The following is a 20381-nucleotide window of genomic DNA, read 5'->3' on the forward strand; positions in this document are numbered from 1 at the left end:
CTCCAATTGACTCTCTGGACTCAGAATCGTTCATCTTTCTGATCCATTCAAAAATATGTAAATTGCGAAACCGGATCGCGCGCCCTTTTCCGGATCGCAGGATTATCATACGGCATCTATGTAAAATACATCACCATCCCAAAGTAAAGTGAAAGTAAAAACTTTGTGTAAACGGAAGAAATGTAAAATCATAAAAAAGTCATCTTATGGATTTCTGTGGAAAATAAAAAATTTTCATGTTACTATGAACTGCAGATACAATTTCGTTTTACGAAAGGATAAAGAAAATAACGATATGAATATCATTGGGCATGTATATACAGATTTTCAGGAAAAATTTGGGATTCCCAGACAGAGCGGTCTGGTGGATGAACTGACCGGAACGGTCGTTTTTCTGCCGGAATACAGCCAGCCGGAAGCCTTCCGGGGGCTGGAGGATTTCTCTCACATCTGGATCCTGTGGGAATTTCACAAAGCCAAACGGGAGAACTGGAGTGCAACAGTAAAGCCGCCAAAACTTGGCGGCAATAAAAGAATGGGCGTATTCGCGACCAGGTCGCCGTTCCGCCCAAATAATATAGGTCTGTCTTCTGTTAAACTGACAGGAATTGAATACACCGATGAACATGGTACAATCCTGCATATCTCCGGTGTCGATCTGTTAAACGGTACACCTGTATATGATATCAAACCTTATATTCCATATACAGACTGCCACCCGGATGCCACCGGTGGTTTTACCGAACACATTCATACGGAAAAGCTGGATGTCATCTTTCCGCCGGAGCTTCTTGCAATGATCCCGGAAGCCAAGCGTCCTGCCTTGATCGGCATTCTTGCAGAAGATCCGCGTCCCGGCTATCAGCACGATCCTGACCGCAGATATGGCGTCGCCTTCGCAGGCTTCGACGTGCGCTTCCACATCAACGGCAACGTCCTCACAGTGTGTGAGGTGGTGGCTGTACAGTGACATTTTCAGATGGGGCATACCTATTATTCCGCAAGACACTCTCGTTCTATCCTCATGTAGCAGTACATAAGGTAGCAAAATACGCTACCTAAGTACTGACATTCGGACAGGCTTGCTTCATAATAGTATGCCCCATCTGAAAATTGATACTGGATAGCCACACACAGCTTCGTATAATCATAAATGCCTGTATATATATTTTATGCAGCAGACCTATCCGGAACGTCGGTACTTAACGAATCACCGTAAGGTGAGGAGTTTAGTACCGCTACGTGATAACTGAGACCTTAGCGAGGCTTTGCCGAGGTTAGTTCGAAGTTATACAGAGTAGGATAGAACGAAAGTGTTCTGCGGAATAAAGATATATATACAGGCATTAGTGATTATGCGAAGCGTACGACTCTAGTGCTCGTGTTCAGGTACTACGGCGAAGAATATGAGGTCTTCGCTGCCTTCATTTGACAGGCTGTGGGTCGCTCCCTGCGGACAATAATGGCAGTCGCCCGGATACAGCTTCTCTTTGGTGTCCTCATACTCCATCGTTCCGACACCGGAAAGTACATAAATGATTTCACTGTTTGTCTCATGTGTATGTGTTCCGATTGATGAACCAGGCACAAGTCTGCCCTTCATGATCTTGTTATTCATATCCTGAAACATATGCACATGGAATGTTCCTTCTCCCCCTTTAAAATTCTCGATCGCTGATTCTGCGATTGTATCAAATGATATCTTCATATGATTCCTCCTTATATGGTTCCTTATATCAACATCCACACACTCTTTATTCAATACTTTCGATCAATCTTCTGACTGCTTCTTCTATGTGCTCCGGCATAATACCGGAATAATTAATGACCAGTGTATGATATCTGGCATTTTCGGTATTTCTGTAATACTGGCTGAGAAATGAAATATGGATATCTCTTGCTTCTGCATTATTCCGCAGCCGCTCATCACTGTAATTTGTATCAATCTCCAACAGGAAATGCAGCCCTGAATTCTCTTCGCGTATACGGATCTTATCCGGATTCATATATTTTTTAATGCAGGCAAGCACCAGATCCCGCTGTTCTCTGTAATAATTACGCATGCGGTTGATGTGTTTTTCCAGACAACCGTCGGTGATAAATCTTGCAAGTGTATACTGCTCGATATTTGACACCGTACATGCATAAAAGCTGAGCATCTCATCATATCGCCGTATCAAGCTCTCCGGAAGAACCATATAACTGATACGGATCGTAGAGGAAAGGCTCTTGGAAAATGTGTTGATATAGATGACCTTTTCGCCCACATCGATACTTTCAAGTGTAGGTACCGGCTTGCCAACCAGTCGAAATTCACTGTCATATTCATCTTCAATGATATAACGGTTGTCCTTTCTGGATGCCCATGATAACAATTCATATCTCCTGCTGACAGGTGTTACCAGTCCGGTCGGAAAATGATGCGCCGGCGAAATATGAAGTACATCTGCGCCGGATTCTTCCAGAGCCTCCATATTGATCCCATTTTCATCCATTGCTACGAATTTGCAGCATACATTCTGCGCCTGATAGATCCTTGATATCTTCTGATACCCCGGATCTTCGACCGCATAACATTTGTCATAGCCAAGCAGCTGAATGATAAGACCATAGAGATATTCTGTTCCGGCTCCTATGATGACCTGCTCCGGCTTCACATCCATACCACGAAACTGATACAGATAGCCTGCTACCGCGCTTCGCAGCTCATAGACGCCCTTGGACGGTGATCTGGACATCAGCTCTTTGCTGTTTTCTGCCATGACTTCTTTTAAAAGCTTTGACCAGATGCTGAATGGAAACGCATCCTCTACCGTTGAGTTACTGGCAAAATCCGCAAAATATGTTTTCTTTTCTTCCGGCTTCTCAAATTGCTTCGTCGGTCGCTCCGGCAACGGCTCCATCAGATCTGCCGAAATGTCCGTAACATAATAACCGCTTTTCGGAATCGAATATATATATCCTTCGGCAACCAACTGACTGTATGCATTTTCCACGGTGATCGTGCTGACATTCAGGTTTTTTGCAAGCAGACGCTTCGATGGCAGACGTTCCCCCGCTACAAGCTTCTTAGACAAAATATCTGCTTTGATCTGCTTGTACAGATATTCATATAACGTATCTGTTCCTCGATTTTCCAGTGCATATGTCAGCATAGCAAACCGCCCTTCACATTATTCCTGCCGGCATCCCAAGCCACCTTGCGATACCATAGTTATAAAATATTATATGTGGGACGAAAACATTATGCAAGTTTTTTACACTCTGTAGACAGACAAAAACTCTATGGCATCCCGCCCTGTGCCTGTCCTTATAGAAATGCCGTGCTGCGTTTTCTACTCACTGCACATGTTGAATTCGTAAATACTCCTGTGCTAACTCGCCTTCGGCTGAGCGGAGCACTTAGTGAAGACGAGCGTTAAAGCGAAGTCTGAGGTTAGTGCGTGCCATGTAAGTACACTTAGCGAAAACAAGCGTGAGCGTAGTTTGAGGTTAGTGTAGCTTACTCGAATTCAACAATGTGCAGTTCATAACGAAATCCTCACAATGGCATTTCTATAAGAACAGGCCCAGGGCGGGATATCACATAGTTCTTATATATGAACAATAAAAAACGGTATTTATTATCGTACAGTCAACCTGCTCAATAATAAATACCGTTTATCTTATTGTTTACTTTTATTGTCTTTATTTGATCATGTCTAAGAACATCTGATGGATACGGGTATCATCGGAAAGCTCCGGATGGAATGCCAGTGCGATCTGGTTCTGATATTTTACCGCTACGATGTGACCATCTACCTCGGCTAATATCTCAACGCCCGGCTTTACGCTCTCGATATATGGTGCACGGATAAATTCCATCGGATATACTCCAAGACCTTTGATCTCGCCATCATAATGAAAGCTTCCAAGCTGTCTGCCATATGCATTTCTCTTTACGCAGACCGGAAGTGTCGCAAAATGACGTTTGTCATCATTGGACAGTTCTTCTGCAAGAAGGATCAGTCCTGCACAGGTTGCAAGAACCGGCATGCCCTGTTCGATCTTTTCCTTTAATGCATCATACATATCAAGCTCTTTTAACAGCTTACCCTGAACAGTGCTTTCGCCACCCGGCAAAACGATACCGTCAAAGTCCTGTTCCAGATCACTTTTCTGTCTGAGTTCTATTGTTTCTGCTCCAAGGCTCTCTAACATTTTCTCGTGTTCGATAAATGCGCCCTGAACCGCTAATACTGCTATCTTCATCGTGTCTGTTCATCCTTTCGCTTATGTCAATCATCCATCATTACGATATCCGCATCTATTTGTCTGTCTGATATTTTACTTACCACGCTCAGCCATAAGGAGTTCGATCTCGCTCTCATTGATACCAACCATAGCTTCACCAAGATCCTCTGATAATTCAGCGATCAGTTTTGCATCTGTGAAGTTTGTAACAGCCTTAACGATGGCATTTGCACGCTTCTCCGGATTTCCTGACTTGAAGATACCGGATCCAACGAATACGCCTTCAGCACCAAGCTGCATCATAAGAGCTGCGTCTGCCGGTGTAGCAACACCGCCTGCTGCGAAGTTTACAACCGGAAGGCGCTTGTGCTCATGTACATATAATACAAGGTCATATGGAACCTGAAGAACCTTTGCTGCATCATATAATTCATCTTCACGCATAGAAGAAATACGTGCGATCTCGCTGTTCATCATTCTCATATGTCTTACAGCCTGAACAACATCACCTGTACCGGGTTCACCCTTTGTACGGATCATGGATGCACCTTCATTGATTCTACGAAGTGCCTCGCCGAGATCCTTAGCACCACATACAAATGGTACTTTGAACTTTGTCTTGTCAATATGATATACATCATCAGCAGGTGAAAGAACTTCACTCTCATCGATGTAATCGATCTCGATTGCTTCAAGAAGCTGAGCTTCTACAAAATGTCCGATACGACACTTTGCCATAACAGGGATAGATACTGCATCCTGAATGCCCTTGATCATCTTAGGATCACTCATTCTTGATACACCACCTGCTGCTCTGATGTCAGCAGGAATACGCTCCAGTGCCATAACTGCACAAGCACCTGCTGCCTCTGCGATCTTTGCCTGCTCCGGTGTTGTTACATCCATGATAACGCCACCCTTTAACATCTGTGCCAATTCTTTGTTTAATTCATACTGTCTGTTTGCCATAATCGTAACTCCTTTTTTCATTTGATGTGTGTATTTATCTGTAACATATTCATCCTTGAATATCACTACTCAAAATCACGAACAGATTCACTACAAACCTGCTAGGATTTATTATAAAATTATCTGACCATATTAAAATATTCAATTTTAAACTTTTTCTTATATCCAAACTGACCATATCAATATGTCACATATGCAAATACCAGATATCAGATTATGTAAACTGACCTCTCGGGCAGATCACCAGAATAATATATAATAAAGCACGACCGTATCGTATGATAAAACCATAACGGAAGCGACCGAGTTTCGATGTTTTTATGCCGGGATGGAGGACACAACGATTTTATCGTGTCCGAAATCCCGTGCATATAAAAATCAATCGAAACAAGGGTAGCTCCGTGTGTTTTACATACGATACGGTCGTGCTTTCAGTTATATATTATTCGTCAGTCCTAGCCAAGGCGCAACATCGCATCGATACTCTTTCTGGCTTTCTGCATTGTCTCCTCTGTAAGGGTAATGCTCTCGCCCTCACCATTTACCACGCAGTTATAGACATCACCAAGTGTCGTCATCTTCATGTTGTGGCATACACAATCCTTAGACAATGCATAGAAACGCTTCTCCGGGTGTGCAAGCTGAAGGTGTGACACGATACTGTTCTCCGTACCGATAATGAATTCTTTTGCATCACTCTTTGCTGCATAATCCATAATTCCGGTTGTACTTCCGGCATAGTCTGCAAGCTCCGTTACTTCCTTTAAACATTCCGGATGTACCAGAAGTAATGCATTTGGATGAGCTGCTTTTGCTTTCTCTACATCTTTTACGGTTACTCTGACATGTGTCGGACAGCCGCCCGACACCAGCTTAATATTCTTTTCCGGTACCTGCTTTTTTACCCATGAACCGAGATTACAGTCAGGAATAAATAAGATATCCTTTTCCGGCATATTCTTCACGATCTTTACTGCCGAAGAAGATGTAACACAGACATCACTCAACGTCTTTACTTCTGTTGTAGTATTCACATATGCTACAACTGTATAATCCGGATTCTTCTCACGAAGGGCAGCTAACAGATCATAGTCGATCTGGTCTGCCATCGGGCATCCGGCATCCGGCTCCGGCAGGTATACTGTCTTTTCCGGTGATAACAGTTTTACAGTCTCTGCCATAAAACGCACACCACACATGATCATAATCTTTTGAGGTGCTTCCGCTGCTCTCTGTGCAAGGCCAAAGGAATCTCCTACATAGTCAGCTACTTCCCAGATATCATGGCTCTGGTAGGCATGTGCAAGAATACAAATATCCTTTTCCTTCTTTATTCTCATTATTTCATCCTGCATCTCTTTTATATTCATGACAATTTTCTCCTTTGTCTGTTATGTTTTCATTTTTTGTTAAAGAATGCACAGTAAGTATACCGCATATTGAGAAAGATTACCATCTATTTCAGTACAAAAAGCCTGAGCACATTTAATTTATTGACTTTATGGCCGCGATATGTCACAATTTGTATCAATGAAAAAAAGAGCCATAATTCTATGGAAAAATATAAATCAGAAAGGTTGAAATATTATGAATAAAGCTCTTGTATTATTGTTTTTATTTTTTATCGGAAGTCTGATCGGATGGGTGATTGAATTGTTCTTCCGCAGATTCTGTTCTCCAAATGGTCGAACAACAAAGAAATGGGTAAATCCCGGCTTTCTGGTCGGTCCTTACCTTCCGCTATATGGATCAGGACTATGCGTCTTGTATATGCTAGCATCTATTAACCTGTCATTTCTGGATGAACATCCAATCATTGAGAAGATTGTTTTATTTGTATTTATGGCGATCGCTATGACCGTGATCGAATACATCACCGGATTGATCTTCATTAAGGGAATGAATGTAAAACTCTGGGACTACACAGACCGATGGGGCAATATTCAGGGAATCATCTGTCCACTGTTTTCATTCTTCTGGGCAGTTCTCGGCGCGACCTACTACCTGCTGATCCATCCACATGTTTTATCAGCACTTGACTGGTTATCCAGAAACCTCGCATTTTCATTCTTTATCGGATTCTTCTACGGCGTGTTCCTGATTGATATCGTTTACTCCTTCAACCTTATCGTTAAGATACGTAAGCTGGCTGCCGAATATGAAATCGTCGTTAAGATTGACGAACTCAAACAGCATCTGTTAGAGGAAGCTGAGCTCCGTAAGGAAAAATCACATTTCTTCCTTGCTATGAAAAATGCTCGACCACTCCGTGAGATATTTGAGGATTCGTTAGAGAAATATTCCATTAAGAAGATTCTGAAAGAAAAGAAGAAGAAATAATGTACAAACGAGTTTCATATTAAAATGAAACAGCCTGTATAGCATCTGACTATGAAGAAACCATAGCATAGACGACTGATTTTCAACGCTCCGATGCTGGAACAGAGGGCACAACGATTTTATCGTGTCCGGCGTTCCATGCAGATCGGAGATAAGTCGAAAAGAAGGAAGTCATGCGTGTTTCTCATAGCCAGATGCTGTACAGGCTGTTTCTTTTTTATTGTCAGGATTTCTTCTCCCCCACAGGAATCTGTGCGAAGATAATCGCAATAAAGATCAACAGGCAGCCAAGGAGCTGGCGGGCGGTCAACACCTCACCGAGGATCACCCAGCCGGCAAGTACTGAAAATACAGATTCCAGACTCATGATCATAGATGCCAGCGTCGGATTCAGTCCATTCTGTGCAATAATCTGCAGGGTATAAGCAACACCGCTCGACATCACACCGGCATACAGAATTGCAACCCATGCATCCCATGACTGTAACTGTGAAAGCCATGCTACTATTCCTGTTGCCGAATGTCCCATCTCTGAAAAGAACATCGGGAATGCACTGAGTACCCCGGCAACCAGGAACTGGATACAGGACATCCGTACACCATCAACCAATGGTGAAAAATGATCGATCACCAGAATATGTATAGCAAACAAAAATGCACAGAGCAATACAAAGAGATCACTGTTCTGAAATGATAGCGCCCCCGCTGTCATACATAAAAGATAAAGTCCTACAATCGTGATCACCATTCCAAGCCAGATATTCCAACCACATTTTTTCTTTAAAAACAAACCAAGGATCGGAACCAGCAGAATATAGCAAGCCGTCAGAAAACCGGCCTTTCCTGCCGGAGTGCCATAATACAGACCAAGCTGCTGTGCCGAGCTTGCAAAGAACAATGCCATTCCGCAGCACAAACCACCGATCCATAACAGTCTCCGTTCTGCGACTGTCTTCGGCTTCTTATTACTTGGATTAATTTTATCAAGTAACCTGATCACCGGAAGCAATACTACACTTCCAACCAGACTTCGTATACAATTAAAAGAAAATGGTCCCAGTGCCTGTCCGCCTTTACTCTGTGCCACAAAGGCGGTTCCCCAGATAAATGCCGTAAGAACTAACAGGAGTGAATTTCTGATTTGTCTGCTTTTCATTTGTATTCCCTCTTCCTATCTTGTTTATTGTCAAATAGTTACATTATTCCTTTGAATCATTTTCTGTACAGATATTTTTCCTGTCATATGCATCCAGAAAATGATGCTTCTCTCCATGCTGCTTCCATGCAACAACCGTGTCCAGATTTACATTTTCCACACTCTTGAAAATATTCCCTTCCACATAAGGATTTACCTGCTTCAAAGTCTGAATCAGTTCCTTGATCTCAACACGTTTTGAACGATTCTCGTTATTACAAGTCGTACAGGTGTCCGTGAATTTGCATGCACACTGGATAAAATGCAGACCATTATAGTCCCTCCATGCCTTGATATCATCCTCACGCACCAGATATAACGGTCGGATCAGTTCCATTCCTTCAAAATTCGTGCTGTGAAGCTTCGGCATCATCGTCTGTACCTGTGCACCATACAGCATACCCATCAATATGGTTTCAATTACATCATCATAGTGATGACCAAGTGCAATCTTATTACAGCCAAGCTCCTGTGCAAAATGATACAGATGTCCTCGTCTCATTCGTGCACACAGATAACATGGCGACTTCTCAACCGTAAACACAGATTCAAATATATCCGATTCAAATATCGTAATCGGGATATTCAGACTTTTTGCATTTTCTTCTATAACCTTCCGGTTCGCCTCACTGTAACCGGGATCCATAACCAGAAACTTAACTTCAAATTCAAATTTGTTATGCAGCTTCAATTCCTGAAAACATTTAGCCATCAGCATAGAATCCTTACCACCGGAAATACAGACCGCAATCTTATCTCCCGGCTTCACCAGCTCATATGTGTTGATCGCCTTGGTGAACTTCGACCAAATGCTTTTCTTGAATTTCTTACGCAGACTCAGCTCAACATCCTTCGCCTTGTTCTGCTCCTCCGGCTTGCTCATAACATCTAACAGCCATGCAGCATAACCGCCTTCCAGACTCTCCGCCTGATATCCTTTTTCTTTCAAATGCTCCGCTACGTCGATGCTGACTACGCCTCTCGCACAGAAAATAACAAGCAGCTTGTCCTTATCCACCTCGCTGCTTGTCTCTATTTCTTCCGCAGGAACCGCAATCGCATCCGGCACTGCCCCATGAGAGATCTCAATGGCATCCCGGATATCGATCAACCGGTAACTGTCTTTATCTCGATTCTTTAATTCCGCTATTGTAATGCTCATATGCACGCTGCCTTTCTTCTTTGCACAAATCTTTTACCACTTCACCTGCAATGATCAGTCCTGCTACAGATGGTACAAACGCCACACTGCCCGGAATATCTCTCCGCTCTGTACATTTGTGCTGTGCTCCCGGAGGGCAGATACACTGTGTTCTGCAGCTGATCGACATATCCTCAAGTGGTCTTACCGGCTGTTCTTCCGAATATACAACCTTTAACTTTTTCACGCCACGCTTCTTAAGTTCCCGGCGCATAACCTTTGCAAGCGGACATACCTTTGTCTTATAAATATCTGCTACCTGAAACATACTGCCATCCAGCTTGTTTCCTGCGCCCATACTGCTGATGATCGGCACTCCTTTTTTCTGTGACTGGAGCACCAGCTCAATCTTAGCCGTAACCGTATCTACTGCATCTACAACATAATCATAGGAGTCAAATGGAAATTCATCTGCATTTTCCGGCAGGAAAAAGCATTTGTGCATCTCGACCTTAGCATCCGGATTTATGTCCAGAATCCGTTCTTTCATAACATCTGTTTTATATTTCCCCACAGACTTTCTGGTGGCAATAATCTGGCGGTTCAGGTTTGTCAGGCATACCTTATCATCGTCGATCAGATCAAAGGAACCGACACCGCTTCGTGCCAGAGCTTCACACACATAACCGCCAACGCCTCCAACGCCGAATACCGCTACTTTTGAATTTGCCAATTTGTCCATTGCTTCTTTACCAAGCAATAATTCTGTCCGGGAAAACTGTGTTAACATGTCTATCTCTCCTAAATAACCTACTAAAATGCTAGGCAAAATTATAGGACCTGAAAAGGTTCTTTGTCAATGATTTTCTGGCAAAAAGGACCGGTATTATACCACGTCATATAATACCGGTCCTGCTTACTTATGCCTTAACTATAAAACTATTCTTTAATACTAAAATATACATGTTATCTGTTCTGCTTATGTTCTTATCCTATGATTGCCTTAATTTCATCTTCACTCATATCGGTTACATCCATGATCTGCTCTAAGGAATAGCCTTTCTTATGCATTTTCAGGATAATCTCCGATTTACCAGCCGCTTACTGAAGGTGCTGAATATATAACTTTCTCACCCTTTCCGTTCGTTTTTACAAGAACCAGCTTGGCATTGCTATATATGTCATGTTTTTTATACACAATGTAATCACCTTGCAACGTAAAATACTCAATGTTTCCATAATTGGATGCATTTTTATCCTTATACATGTTGTAGATTTCTGTTGCTTTTCCCTTGGATGTAGTAAACCATAATGATTTTGAAAAATAATAACCATTTTTACTGTATCCTCTGGTTGCAACAGAACCTTTTGAATTCTTAATAGGCGTTTTTGAATAACGATAGTTATTAAAAGTAACCGATTTTTCTCTCTTTTTCTTTTTTCCTGAGAGTGTCATTGAATATATACCAGCCGACTGTTCGTATCCGTAAGATCCAGACTTAATAAACTTAGTTTTATTATAGTAAATTTTCTTTCCGGCTAATACATAATTGTCGCCTTTTGCAAGCGTTGTTTTTTTGCCACTCTTAATGGAAACGCGTACAATATATCTGTCCGATCCGTCAGACCCACTGTGATTGTCATAAATTGCATACAGATAATTACCTTTTTTCTTTAATCTGTAGAATCCTTTTCCATTTGTTTTCGCTATTGTTTTTGTCTTTTTTGTTTTGATATCATAGCAAAAGATTTTACCTGTCTCCGTTATGGAATAGTAAACCTTATTTTTACTGATCACTACAGAACAACTTCCGCCTCCATAATAGTTGTCCTGTGTCTGATAAGTCTTCGTCTTTGCATCTGCCTGACTCGGACAAAGCATGCATCCTAACAGAACTGCAAGCAGCCCGATCCAAATGGCGTGTGCCTTAAAAAATTGTTTCATATTAATTCATCTCCTTATCGTTTGTCAGGAGAAAGTGAAATCATCTCATATTTCACTTTCTCTCTTTCTTCATATAATAAATCACAATCGCTCTGCGACTTCTACGAATCCTGTACTGATATACTATTATTTAATCTTCCATGTCTTTACATATCCGATGGATTTCTTTTTCAACTGTTTCTTTAAAGCTGTCTTTGCTTTCTTTGTGCCTTTCACAGTAATGGTTGCTTTCTTATTAATACCTTTGAATGCATTCTTACTGATGGTCTTAAGCTTTCCTGCTGTAACAGTGATCTTCTTCAGGTTCTTGCAGCCGGAGAATGCTTCTTTACCGATCTTTGTTACATTGCTTCCGATCGTAACTGTTGTCAGCTTCTTATTACCCTTGAATGCTTTATCGGAAATGGCTGTTACCTTATAAGTAACGCCTTTTACTTTTACAGTAGCAGGGATTGTAAGCTTCTTAGCTTTCTTGTCGGTGAACTTCGTAATTGTAACAGTCGGATTCTTCTTAGAAGATGAAGTTACCTTTATTTTGATCTTCTTCGATGAAATAGTAAGGGTTGTACCTTTCTTCGCCGGAGTTATATTATTCTGTTTTGAATCATCTGATGGATTCTCTTTCCCGGACAATAATTTGATTGGTAAATTATTGTCCTTTGCGTATTTATATGCTGCGGAATTTTTACTACAGATAATCGTAACACCTCTGCTAAAAGCAGGCCACCGATTTACGTTCAAAGGCTCGCCTTTTTTTCTTACATCAATTTCAATTACACTGTCCGGTATAACAATAGAATCTAACTTATCGCAGCCACAAAATGCTCCCTCATCGATACTTGTTACGCTATCAGGTATCGTTATATCGGTTAAATTGCTGCACATAGCAAATGTTCTACTGGAAATTCTTGTTATTCCCTCCGGCAATACTACTTTTTTTAATTTACATGCATAAAAAGCCTCACATCCTATACTTCTTACATTTTCGGGTATCGTAATACTGGTCAGCCCGGTAGCAGAAAATCCCCAACTACCTATACTTGTTAAACTCTTTGGTAACGATATACTGGTCAGATTTACGCATAACGAAAATGCATCATCTCCTATACTTGTTACTCCCTCCGGTATCGTTACACTGGTTAAACTGGTACAATCATTAAATGCCCTATTTCCTATGCCCGTTACTCCCTCCGGTATCGTTACACCGGTTAAACTGGTACATTCCCCAAATGCCCTGTCTCCTATAGTTGTTACCTTCTTACCATTAATCTCCCCCGGAATTACAACTTCCGTCTTATCCCCCACATAGCCGGTAATAGTAATTTCACTTTCTTTTTCTTCATACATGAAACCATTATATGTTTTCGACTCTGCAGCCTGTGCAGTCTTACCGATTCCACTGCACAGCAATACGCACAGAACTAAGCCCAAGCCTGTATAAATCAGGCTTCTTATCTTCTTTTGTATCATTTCTCCTTCATCCTCCTGCTTGTCCTTTTTAGGATTTTTTATTTAATTTTCCATGTCTTTACATAGCCGATGGATTTCTTTTTCAACTGTTTCTTTAAAGCTGTCTTTGCTTTCTTTGTGCCTTTCACCGTAATGGTTGCTTTCTTATTAATTCCCTTAAATGCATTCTTACCGATAGTCTTAAGCTTTCCTGCTGTAACTGTGATCTTCTTCAGGTTCTTGCAGCCGGAGAATGCTTCTTTACCGATCTTTGTTACATTGCTTCCGATTGTAACTGTTGTCAGCTTCTTATTACCCTTGAATGCTTTATCCGAAATTGCAGTTACTTTATAGGTTACACCATTCACCTTTACAGTAGATGGAATTGTAAGATTCTTGGCTTTATTATCGGTAAACTTCGTAACTGTAACGGTCGGATTCTTCCTGGAAGATGAGGTTACCTTTACTTTGAGCTTCTTAGATGAAACAGTTAATGTTGTGCCTTTCTTCGCAGGTCCAGGCATTAATTTGATTGCTATATTACGCTCTTTTGCATATTTGTATGCAAAAGAACCTTTGTTGCAAATTATACTTCCAAGACTTATGTTCCCAACAGAATCAGTGAAATTATTGTAGCCTATACTTGTTACACTATCCGGTATTGTTATACTGACTAAATTTTTGCATCCCTCAAATGCCTGATCATCTATTTTTGTTATACCTTCTTCTAAAATAACACTCTTTAAACCACTATACGAAAATGCATTATTACCTATTCTCTGTATATTCTTTGGTATGGTAATATTTGTTAAGCTATAACAAGAAGCAAAAGCCCAGATACCTATATGTGTCAGGCTCTCCGGTAATATTATACCGGTTAAGCTTTTGCATCCCTCAAATGCACATGTTTCTATATTTGTCAAGTTCTCCGGCAATGATACTCTGCTCAGTTTTTTACAATAACTAAACGCATACATATCTATCGTTGTTACACCCTCCGGTATTGTTATACTGACTAAATCAACACAATTTTCAAATGCTCTGTATCCTATCTGTACTACTTTTTTTCCGGCAATCTTTTCCGGAATCACAAGCTCCGTCTTACTCCCTTTATAACCGGTAATTACAATTCCATATCCATGATCTTCATAGGTAAAGCCATTGTATGTTTTTTCCTTTGCCGCCTGTGCAGTCATACCGATCCCGCCACACAGCAATACACATAAAATCAATCCCACGCCTGCATAGATCAGGCTTCTTAACTTCTTTTGCATCATTTTCATTCATCTCTCTCCTTTTCTCTTATACTATAATTTCCATAAGTTACGTTGCTTTTTCTTCATTTGTATGCATAATTCCCCGATGCCTGTAAAAAAGCATAAACATTATAAAAAAAAAAAACGGCTGTCAATAGTCCACAGAATTTTTCTCATTTTTTGTTTATATAGTTGAATTTTACCTATAAAAAAGTCCGGATACAGCATCTCTGCCATATCCGGACTTCTACTAAAATATACATGTTACCTGTTCTGCTTATGTCTTTATCCTATGATTGCCTTAATTTCAGCTTCGCTCATTTCGGTTACATCCATGATCTGCTCTAAATTGTAGCCTTTTTTATGCATTTTCAGGATAATATCAATTTTTCCTTTCGCTATACCAGCGGCTTCGCCCTTTACATATCCCATTTCTTCTACGCCTTCACTCAGATTGCACATGATCTTCACCTCTTCCCTTATACTGTGTCTGTCTACCGGTATGTCATACTCCTGTTTCATAAGCTTCAATTTCTGTTCTGCCGTCATTGTCTGCGACAATAGTGTTCCAAGTAATCGATGCAGTTCATATCTTTCTTCCTTTGGTGGAATCTCCTTCGCCAGTCCGATCATCACGATATTAGGAATATCCAGATTTCCTTTCCAGTCCTGATCTCCAAGCAGATCATCTTTTACCATATGGATATGGCTTAGGCTGTTCTCTTTCATATTCATACAGATCCAGATGGAATACACCTGTTTGATCTCGTTATAGTCGGAACCTGTAAATTCCCGCTCTTTCTGGGAAGACACCAGCCTCGCGGTATAAAAGATTGCCCGATTCAGAATGTGATACTTTGTCGGTTCATTCTTCTGTGCTTCCAGATTGATGATCATTTTTGCCAGTCCGTCCCGCATCCGTACGTAGAAAATGATGTCAAAATATACCTTTCCTTCATCAATCTCAGAATTCTCAGTATTCAACCCGACAATCCGTTCACCGGTTCCGGCATCTGTCATTTCTTTGTTTGTTAGTCCCGGTTCTACCGGAACCTGGCTGATATACGGTTCGCCTTCGATCAGCGAAGCGACCGTCTCTGCATCCATGCCTTTAAATTCATCTACTACCCGTATCATTATATGCGCCAATATGATCTTCTGTCCTAGCAGGCGCTTGGCACTGGCATCATACTGTGCTTTCTGATATGTCGCATCAGCGGAATATATTAATTCGTTATCCATGTCCCATCTCCTTTCCTGACAGAACAGAATAACATGTATATCTTAATATATTGCCGCCGTCTCTCCATGTTTGATTGTAACGGATATCAGCGGGGAAAACAAGTTTAACCATAAAAAAATCCGGATACAGCATTTCTGCCATATCCGGACTTCTACTAAAATATACACCTTATCTGTGCCGTCTGCGCTCTTATCTTAATCTATTTATAACACCATCATCAAAGTTCCCAGTCCGATCAGTACACAGCCAATGATCGACTTCATCGTGAATTCTTCGTGCAGGAATACAAATGCAAGAATCAATGTAATAACGACACTTAATTTATCGATTGGTACTACCTTGGATGCATTTCCCATCTGAAGTGCTTTATAATAACACAACCACGATGCTCCGGTTGCAAGTCCTGATAAAATCAGGAACAACCAGCTTTTCTTCCCGATCGCGCTGATTCCGGACTGTGTATGTGTCAGGAACACCATGCCCCATGACATCACAAGCACAACTGCTGTTCGGATCGCTGTTGCAAGATTCGAATTTACTCCGTCAATACCTACCTTTGCAAGAATTGATGTCAATGCCGCAAATACAGACGACAACAATGCAAATACAAACCACATATAAATCCTTCTTTCTTCTTTTATTATCTTCTTTTTCATGCAACTGTGCAATCTATGAAATCTTAACTTTTTCTCTTAACTGCCTGTCGGTAAATGAAAAGTGCGGCAACTGCTGTTATCAGTTCTGCTACCCAGAACGCATTCCAGACACCGACAACACCAAAGATACGACTGAGTACAAATGCTGCCGGAATGATGACAACCACATAGCGAAGCAGGGAGATCATCAATGATGGCGTACCCTTACCAAGTCCCTCTAATGCACCGGATGAAGTCACGGATACCGAAGAAACGATGAATCCGGCACAGATGATCCGAAGTGCCGTCGCACCCTCCGTGATCGTTGCCTGATTATCCGAGAACATTCCGATCAATTTATCCGGAAAGATCAGACAGATCACTGTTCCAAATACCATGATCATACCAATGATCGTAAGTGTAATATTATAAATGCTGCGGACACGCTTATGCTCTCCCGCTCCGTAATTATAGCTAATTACCGGACGCATACCCTGGATCATGCCATTTGCAGGAAGGTATAAAAATGTCTGCAATTTATAATAGATTCCAAGGATCACGACATAGATCTGTGAATAGGTGCTTAATATCGCATTCAGTGCAGTTGTAAGCAGGGACGGAAGTGCCATATTAAGAATAGCCGGAATACCGATCGCATACAGCTTCCCTGTCAGACAATCCTCCGTATGCAGATACCGTCTGCCGATCTTTACGGATATCGGACGGAACACATAGACAAACAGATAGATCAACAGGGTAAACACCTGTCCAAGTCCGGTTGCAAGTGCCGCGCCCCGGATTCCCATTTTCGGGAATGGTCCGATACCGAAGATCAATAGGGGATCTAATACAATGTTCATCAGGCATCCACCGCCAAGTCCGACCATCGTAACAACCATTCTTCCAACTGCCTGATAGATCTTCTCAAATGACAGATCAATGGAAATAATAACAGAAAATGCAAATACGATCACAGAGTACTGAATTCCCATCTGAACAACCATCTCATTCGATGTGAACATCCGCAGAAATCCCGGCATGATCCGAATACAGACTACCATCATGATCACACCATGAACAACAGAAAGAAGCGTACCCTTTGACGCTGCTGCATTTGCCTTGTCCGGTTCTTTTGCGCCGAGATAGAACGCGATCACCGCATTGATTCCCACGCCAAAACCGATGGCTACCGCATTTACAAAATTCTGGATTGGAAAGACAAGCGACAGAGCTGTCATCGCATCCTCGCTGATCTTCGCTACAAAAAAGCTGTCCACAATGTTATACAGAGAATTGACCAACATCGATAATATCATCGGAAGTGCCATTGACAAAAGCAGCGGCAGCACCGGTCGTTCTTTCATAAATTCTTCGTTCATACATTTCTCCCTCTCTACATAAAAACGCCACACAGTTATAAATGGTTTCACTTATAGCTGTGTGGCGAAAAGATGACTTATTTATTATCCGGAAAAATCCACTTCATTCGTTTTCGTGGCTATTCTACCATATTTTTTCAGAATGTCAATAACTGCTTAGCGAATATAGTATACTCTGTTATCCTTTCTTGGAATAACATCAGGATACGCTCCATCCGTAAATCCAAGTGCGCAATGTCCGACACCGATATAGTCGCCGGTGATTCCAAGGCCTTCAAGGATCTGCTTTCCTTCTTCGCTTTCGAATTCTTCTTTTGCACGATGGATCCAACAGCTTCCGATTCCAAGATCATGTGCGGCAAGCATCAGATTTCCCATCGTCAGGCTTCCGTCATAGACAGCAGTCGGACAGGATGCATCTGCCAGTACGATCAATATAACAGGTGCTCCGTAAAATGGATCAAAGCCTTCCTCCCAGCCGCCGATCATACGGTTCATCTCCATGATCTTATCCCGCATCTTTTTATTTGTTACCGCAATAATGATCGGAGACTGCAAGCCTCTGCCATTTGCAGCAAATGTTCCTGCTTCAATGATCTGATCCAGAACATCCGCCGGAACCATATCCGGTTTGAACTTCCGGATACTTCTTCTCGTCTTCATCTCATCCAAAACAACGCTCATCTTAAAATCCTCCTTATTACAAGTACTGGCACAATTCATTAGATGGTGTATAAGCATGTTGATTTACCAATACAGGGACATTTGAGTCCGCCGGTACTTGATGGCGCAAAGGCGGCATCTTAGTACCGCTGCAGGACGAAACGAGCGGAAGCGTTCCCTGATTGGTAAAGTCAACATGTTTGACACCATCTAATGAATTATGCAATTACAACAAGCTCTTGCGGAGTTCTGCTCCGTCTTTTGCGCTTAAGTACGCCGGTGCTATATCGAATACAGTCTTACATCCGCTCTGTCCTTCTTTGTACAGACGGTATGCTGCTCTTGCATAAGCCACGATGACACAGGATGTGAATTCTGGATTGGAATCCAGCTTCAGGCTGTATTCGATCACATGATTATTTTCCAGATTCCAGCCGGTCTTACCGGAACGGATCACAAATCCACCATGAGGAATTCCACTGTGGTTTGCCTTTAATTCTTCTTCACTGATAAAGTGAACCGTCGTATCATAATCGGCAAAATAATTTGGCATGTTCTTGATCGTTTCTTCAACCTTTACAGGATCGGCACCGTCCTCTAATACAACAAAGCACTCTCTTGTGTGCTTTTGTCTGGTTGTAAGTTCTGGATTCTCACCATTTCTGACTGCTTCCAGTGCTGCTTCTACAGGGATCGTGTACTGCTTGCCATCCTTAACACCCTCTACACGACGGATTGCATCGGAATGTCCCTGGCTGACACCTTTTCCCCAGAATGTATAATCACGACCTTCCGGTAAGATCGCATTTGCATACATACGATTTAAAGAGAACATACCCGGATCCCAGCCTACTGAGATGATGCCGACATGACCATTCTTCTTTGCGGCAGCATCTACATTTGCAAAATGCTCCGGAATTCTTGCATGTGTATCGAAGCTGTCTATAACATTGAACATCTCTGCATACTTTGGTGTCTGCTCCGGCAGATCGGTAGCACTTCCGCCGCAGAGGATCATGACATCGATCTTATCCTTCCACTGCTCCACATCATTTACAGAACAAACAGCTGCTCCCTCTGTTAATATCGATACTGTCTCCGGTGCACGTCTGGTAAATACCGCTGCTAGCTCCATATCCGGATTCTGCTTGATCGCACACTCAACACCCCGTCCAAGATTACCATATCCTAAAATACCTATTTTCATGTTTCATACTCCTTTGCAAAATTACTCTTCTTTCAGTTTAATGATTCAAAAAGAGCCTGTCAACTTTTTCATTGACAGACTCCCATTTCATTTTCTCAACAATATAATTCTACTTTAAACGGTCTTCCTCCGTGATCTCGCGAATGACTCTGCATGGATTTCCGGCAGCCAATACTCCCGATGGGATATCTCTCGTAACCACGCTGCCGGCTCCGATCACAGAACCGCTGCCGATCGTTACACCGCCACATACTGTTACATTTCCTGCCAGCCAACAGTTATCTCCGATCGTGATTGGCTTCGCATATTCCCGGTCTGTATACACGCCGTCTTCCCTCTTATAAATGTTACGCTCCTGAAAACGAAACGGATGCATCGGTGTCAGCAGAGAAACATTCGGTCCCATAAATACATTGCAGCCGATCTTAACAGGTGCACAGTCCAGACAGGTAAAATTAAAGTTCACATAACTGTTCTCGCCTATCTCGGTAAAGCAGCCATAATCGAACTGAACCGGTCCCTGAAGATATACATTCTTACCCTTATTCGGAATCAGCTCTGCCAGGATCTTCTCGCGTTTCTCATCTGTCTCAAAGCAGTCATTATACTCTTTACTCAACCGATGCGCATTCTGTCTTAATCGTATTAATTCATCATCAGATGGATCATAAACGGATCCTGCTATCATTTTTTCTCTTTCTGTCATCTTAATATGCCTCCGTATAA

At 41.9% G+C, this 20381-nt stretch carries 19 protein-coding genes; 2 read left to right on the forward strand and 17 right to left on the reverse strand.

Annotated elements, in window-relative coordinates; all coding sequences use genetic code 11:
* Window positions 1-295: 295 nt before the first annotated feature.
* Window positions 296-970, forward strand: coding sequence for a tRNA (N6-threonylcarbamoyladenosine(37)-N6)-methyltransferase TrmO (gene tsaA / locus DWW43_RS00880; protein WP_243104360.1), 675 nt, complete (start codon window positions 296-298; stop codon window positions 968-970).
* Between the two features lie 402 nt (window positions 971-1372).
* Here tsaA and DWW43_RS00885 read toward each other — a convergent pair whose 3' ends face one another.
* The 5 genes from DWW43_RS00885 to nadA all read right to left on the reverse strand — a co-directional run bounded on the left by DWW43_RS00885 (window position 1373) and on the right by nadA (window position 6572).
* On the reverse strand, window positions 1373-1708 hold the full coding sequence (locus DWW43_RS00885) for a cupin domain-containing protein (protein WP_119962463.1): 336 nt from the start codon (window positions 1706-1708) through the stop codon (window positions 1373-1375).
* Window positions 1709-1754: 46 nt separating this feature from the next.
* The gene (locus tag DWW43_RS00890) at window positions 1755-3155 is read right to left on the reverse strand and encodes a PLP-dependent aminotransferase family protein (RefSeq protein WP_119962464.1); all 1401 of its coding nucleotides are present in this window, start codon (window positions 3153-3155) and stop codon (window positions 1755-1757) included.
* Between the two features lie 532 nt (window positions 3156-3687).
* Window positions 3688-4251, reverse strand: a complete 564-nt coding sequence (gene pdxT / locus DWW43_RS00895) for a pyridoxal 5'-phosphate synthase glutaminase subunit PdxT (RefSeq protein WP_119962465.1) — start codon at window positions 4249-4251, stop codon at window positions 3688-3690.
* A 75-nt stretch (window positions 4252-4326) separates the two neighbouring features.
* Window positions 4327-5202: a pyridoxal 5'-phosphate synthase lyase subunit PdxS gene (gene pdxS, locus DWW43_RS00900; RefSeq protein WP_021944999.1), complete on the reverse strand. Its 876-nt coding sequence runs from the start codon at window positions 5200-5202 to the stop codon at window positions 4327-4329.
* Between the two features lie 455 nt (window positions 5203-5657).
* Window positions 5658-6572, reverse strand: coding sequence for a quinolinate synthase NadA (gene nadA, locus DWW43_RS00905; protein WP_119962466.1), 915 nt, complete (start codon window positions 6570-6572; stop codon window positions 5658-5660).
* 217 nt (window positions 6573-6789) lie between these two features.
* Here nadA and DWW43_RS00910 point away from each other — a divergent pair, with 217 nt between their 5' ends.
* The gene (locus DWW43_RS00910) at window positions 6790-7542 is read left to right on the forward strand and encodes a putative ABC transporter permease (RefSeq protein WP_008402776.1); all 753 of its coding nucleotides are present in this window, start codon (window positions 6790-6792) and stop codon (window positions 7540-7542) included.
* A 223-nt stretch (window positions 7543-7765) separates the two neighbouring features.
* On the opposite strand, the gene DWW43_RS00915 is transcribed toward DWW43_RS00910, so the two are convergent.
* The 12 genes from DWW43_RS00915 to DWW43_RS00970 form a co-directional block, all read right to left on the reverse strand.
* Entirely contained in the window at window positions 7766-8698 is a 933-nt protein-coding gene (locus DWW43_RS00915; protein ID WP_119962467.1) for a DMT family transporter, read from the reverse strand.
* A 43-nt stretch (window positions 8699-8741) separates the two neighbouring features.
* The gene (locus DWW43_RS00920) at window positions 8742-9899 is read right to left on the reverse strand and encodes an ATP-binding protein (RefSeq protein ID WP_117807435.1); all 1158 of its coding nucleotides are present in this window, start codon (window positions 9897-9899) and stop codon (window positions 8742-8744) included.
* Window positions 9862-10668, reverse strand: coding sequence for a tRNA threonylcarbamoyladenosine dehydratase (locus tag DWW43_RS00925; RefSeq protein ID WP_117785637.1), 807 nt, complete (start codon window positions 10666-10668; stop codon window positions 9862-9864). Before DWW43_RS00925 ends, DWW43_RS00920 begins: the two co-directional genes overlap by 38 nt.
* Window positions 10669-10968: 300 nt before the next feature.
* A complete protein-coding gene (locus tag DWW43_RS00930) occupies window positions 10969-11823 on the reverse strand; it encodes a hypothetical protein (protein WP_119962468.1) in 855 nt (284 codons plus the stop codon).
* A 126-nt stretch (window positions 11824-11949) separates the two neighbouring features.
* The gene (locus DWW43_RS00935) at window positions 11950-13293 is read right to left on the reverse strand and encodes a leucine-rich repeat domain-containing protein (protein ID WP_119962469.1); all 1344 of its coding nucleotides are present in this window, start codon (window positions 13291-13293) and stop codon (window positions 11950-11952) included.
* Window positions 13294-13331: 38 nt separating this feature from the next.
* On the reverse strand, window positions 13332-14555 hold the full coding sequence (locus DWW43_RS00940; RefSeq protein ID WP_119962470.1) for a leucine-rich repeat domain-containing protein: 1224 nt from the start codon (window positions 14553-14555) through the stop codon (window positions 13332-13334).
* A 258-nt stretch (window positions 14556-14813) separates the two neighbouring features.
* A complete protein-coding gene (locus tag DWW43_RS00945; protein ID WP_119962471.1) occupies window positions 14814-15770 on the reverse strand; it encodes a hypothetical protein in 957 nt (318 codons plus the stop codon).
* A 204-nt stretch (window positions 15771-15974) separates the two neighbouring features.
* The gene (locus DWW43_RS00950) at window positions 15975-16388 is read right to left on the reverse strand and encodes an EamA family transporter (protein ID WP_117822326.1); all 414 of its coding nucleotides are present in this window, start codon (window positions 16386-16388) and stop codon (window positions 15975-15977) included.
* Between the two features lie 62 nt (window positions 16389-16450).
* Window positions 16451-17785 (reverse strand): MATE family efflux transporter, encoded by a 1335-nt coding sequence (locus tag DWW43_RS00955; protein ID WP_119962472.1) that lies wholly within the window; start codon window positions 17783-17785, stop codon window positions 16451-16453.
* A gap of 156 nt (window positions 17786-17941) precedes the next feature.
* The gene (locus DWW43_RS00960) at window positions 17942-18469 is read right to left on the reverse strand and encodes a nitroreductase (protein WP_119962473.1); all 528 of its coding nucleotides are present in this window, start codon (window positions 18467-18469) and stop codon (window positions 17942-17944) included.
* A gap of 205 nt (window positions 18470-18674) precedes the next feature.
* Window positions 18675-19655 carry a diaminopimelate dehydrogenase gene (locus DWW43_RS00965; RefSeq protein WP_008399795.1) on the reverse strand — a complete coding sequence of 327 codons (981 nt, stop codon included), beginning with the start codon at window positions 19653-19655 and terminating at the stop codon, window positions 18675-18677.
* 109 nt (window positions 19656-19764) lie between these two features.
* Complete coding sequence (locus DWW43_RS00970) at window positions 19765-20361, reverse strand: sugar O-acetyltransferase (protein ID WP_119962474.1); 597 nt, start codon at window positions 20359-20361, stop codon at window positions 19765-19767.
* Window positions 20362-20381: the final 20 nt, after the last annotated feature.

The sequence above is a fragment of the Clostridium sp. AF15-41 genome (assembly GCF_003604095.1).
GTDB lineage: Bacteria > Bacillota > Clostridia > Lachnospirales > Lachnospiraceae > Coprococcus.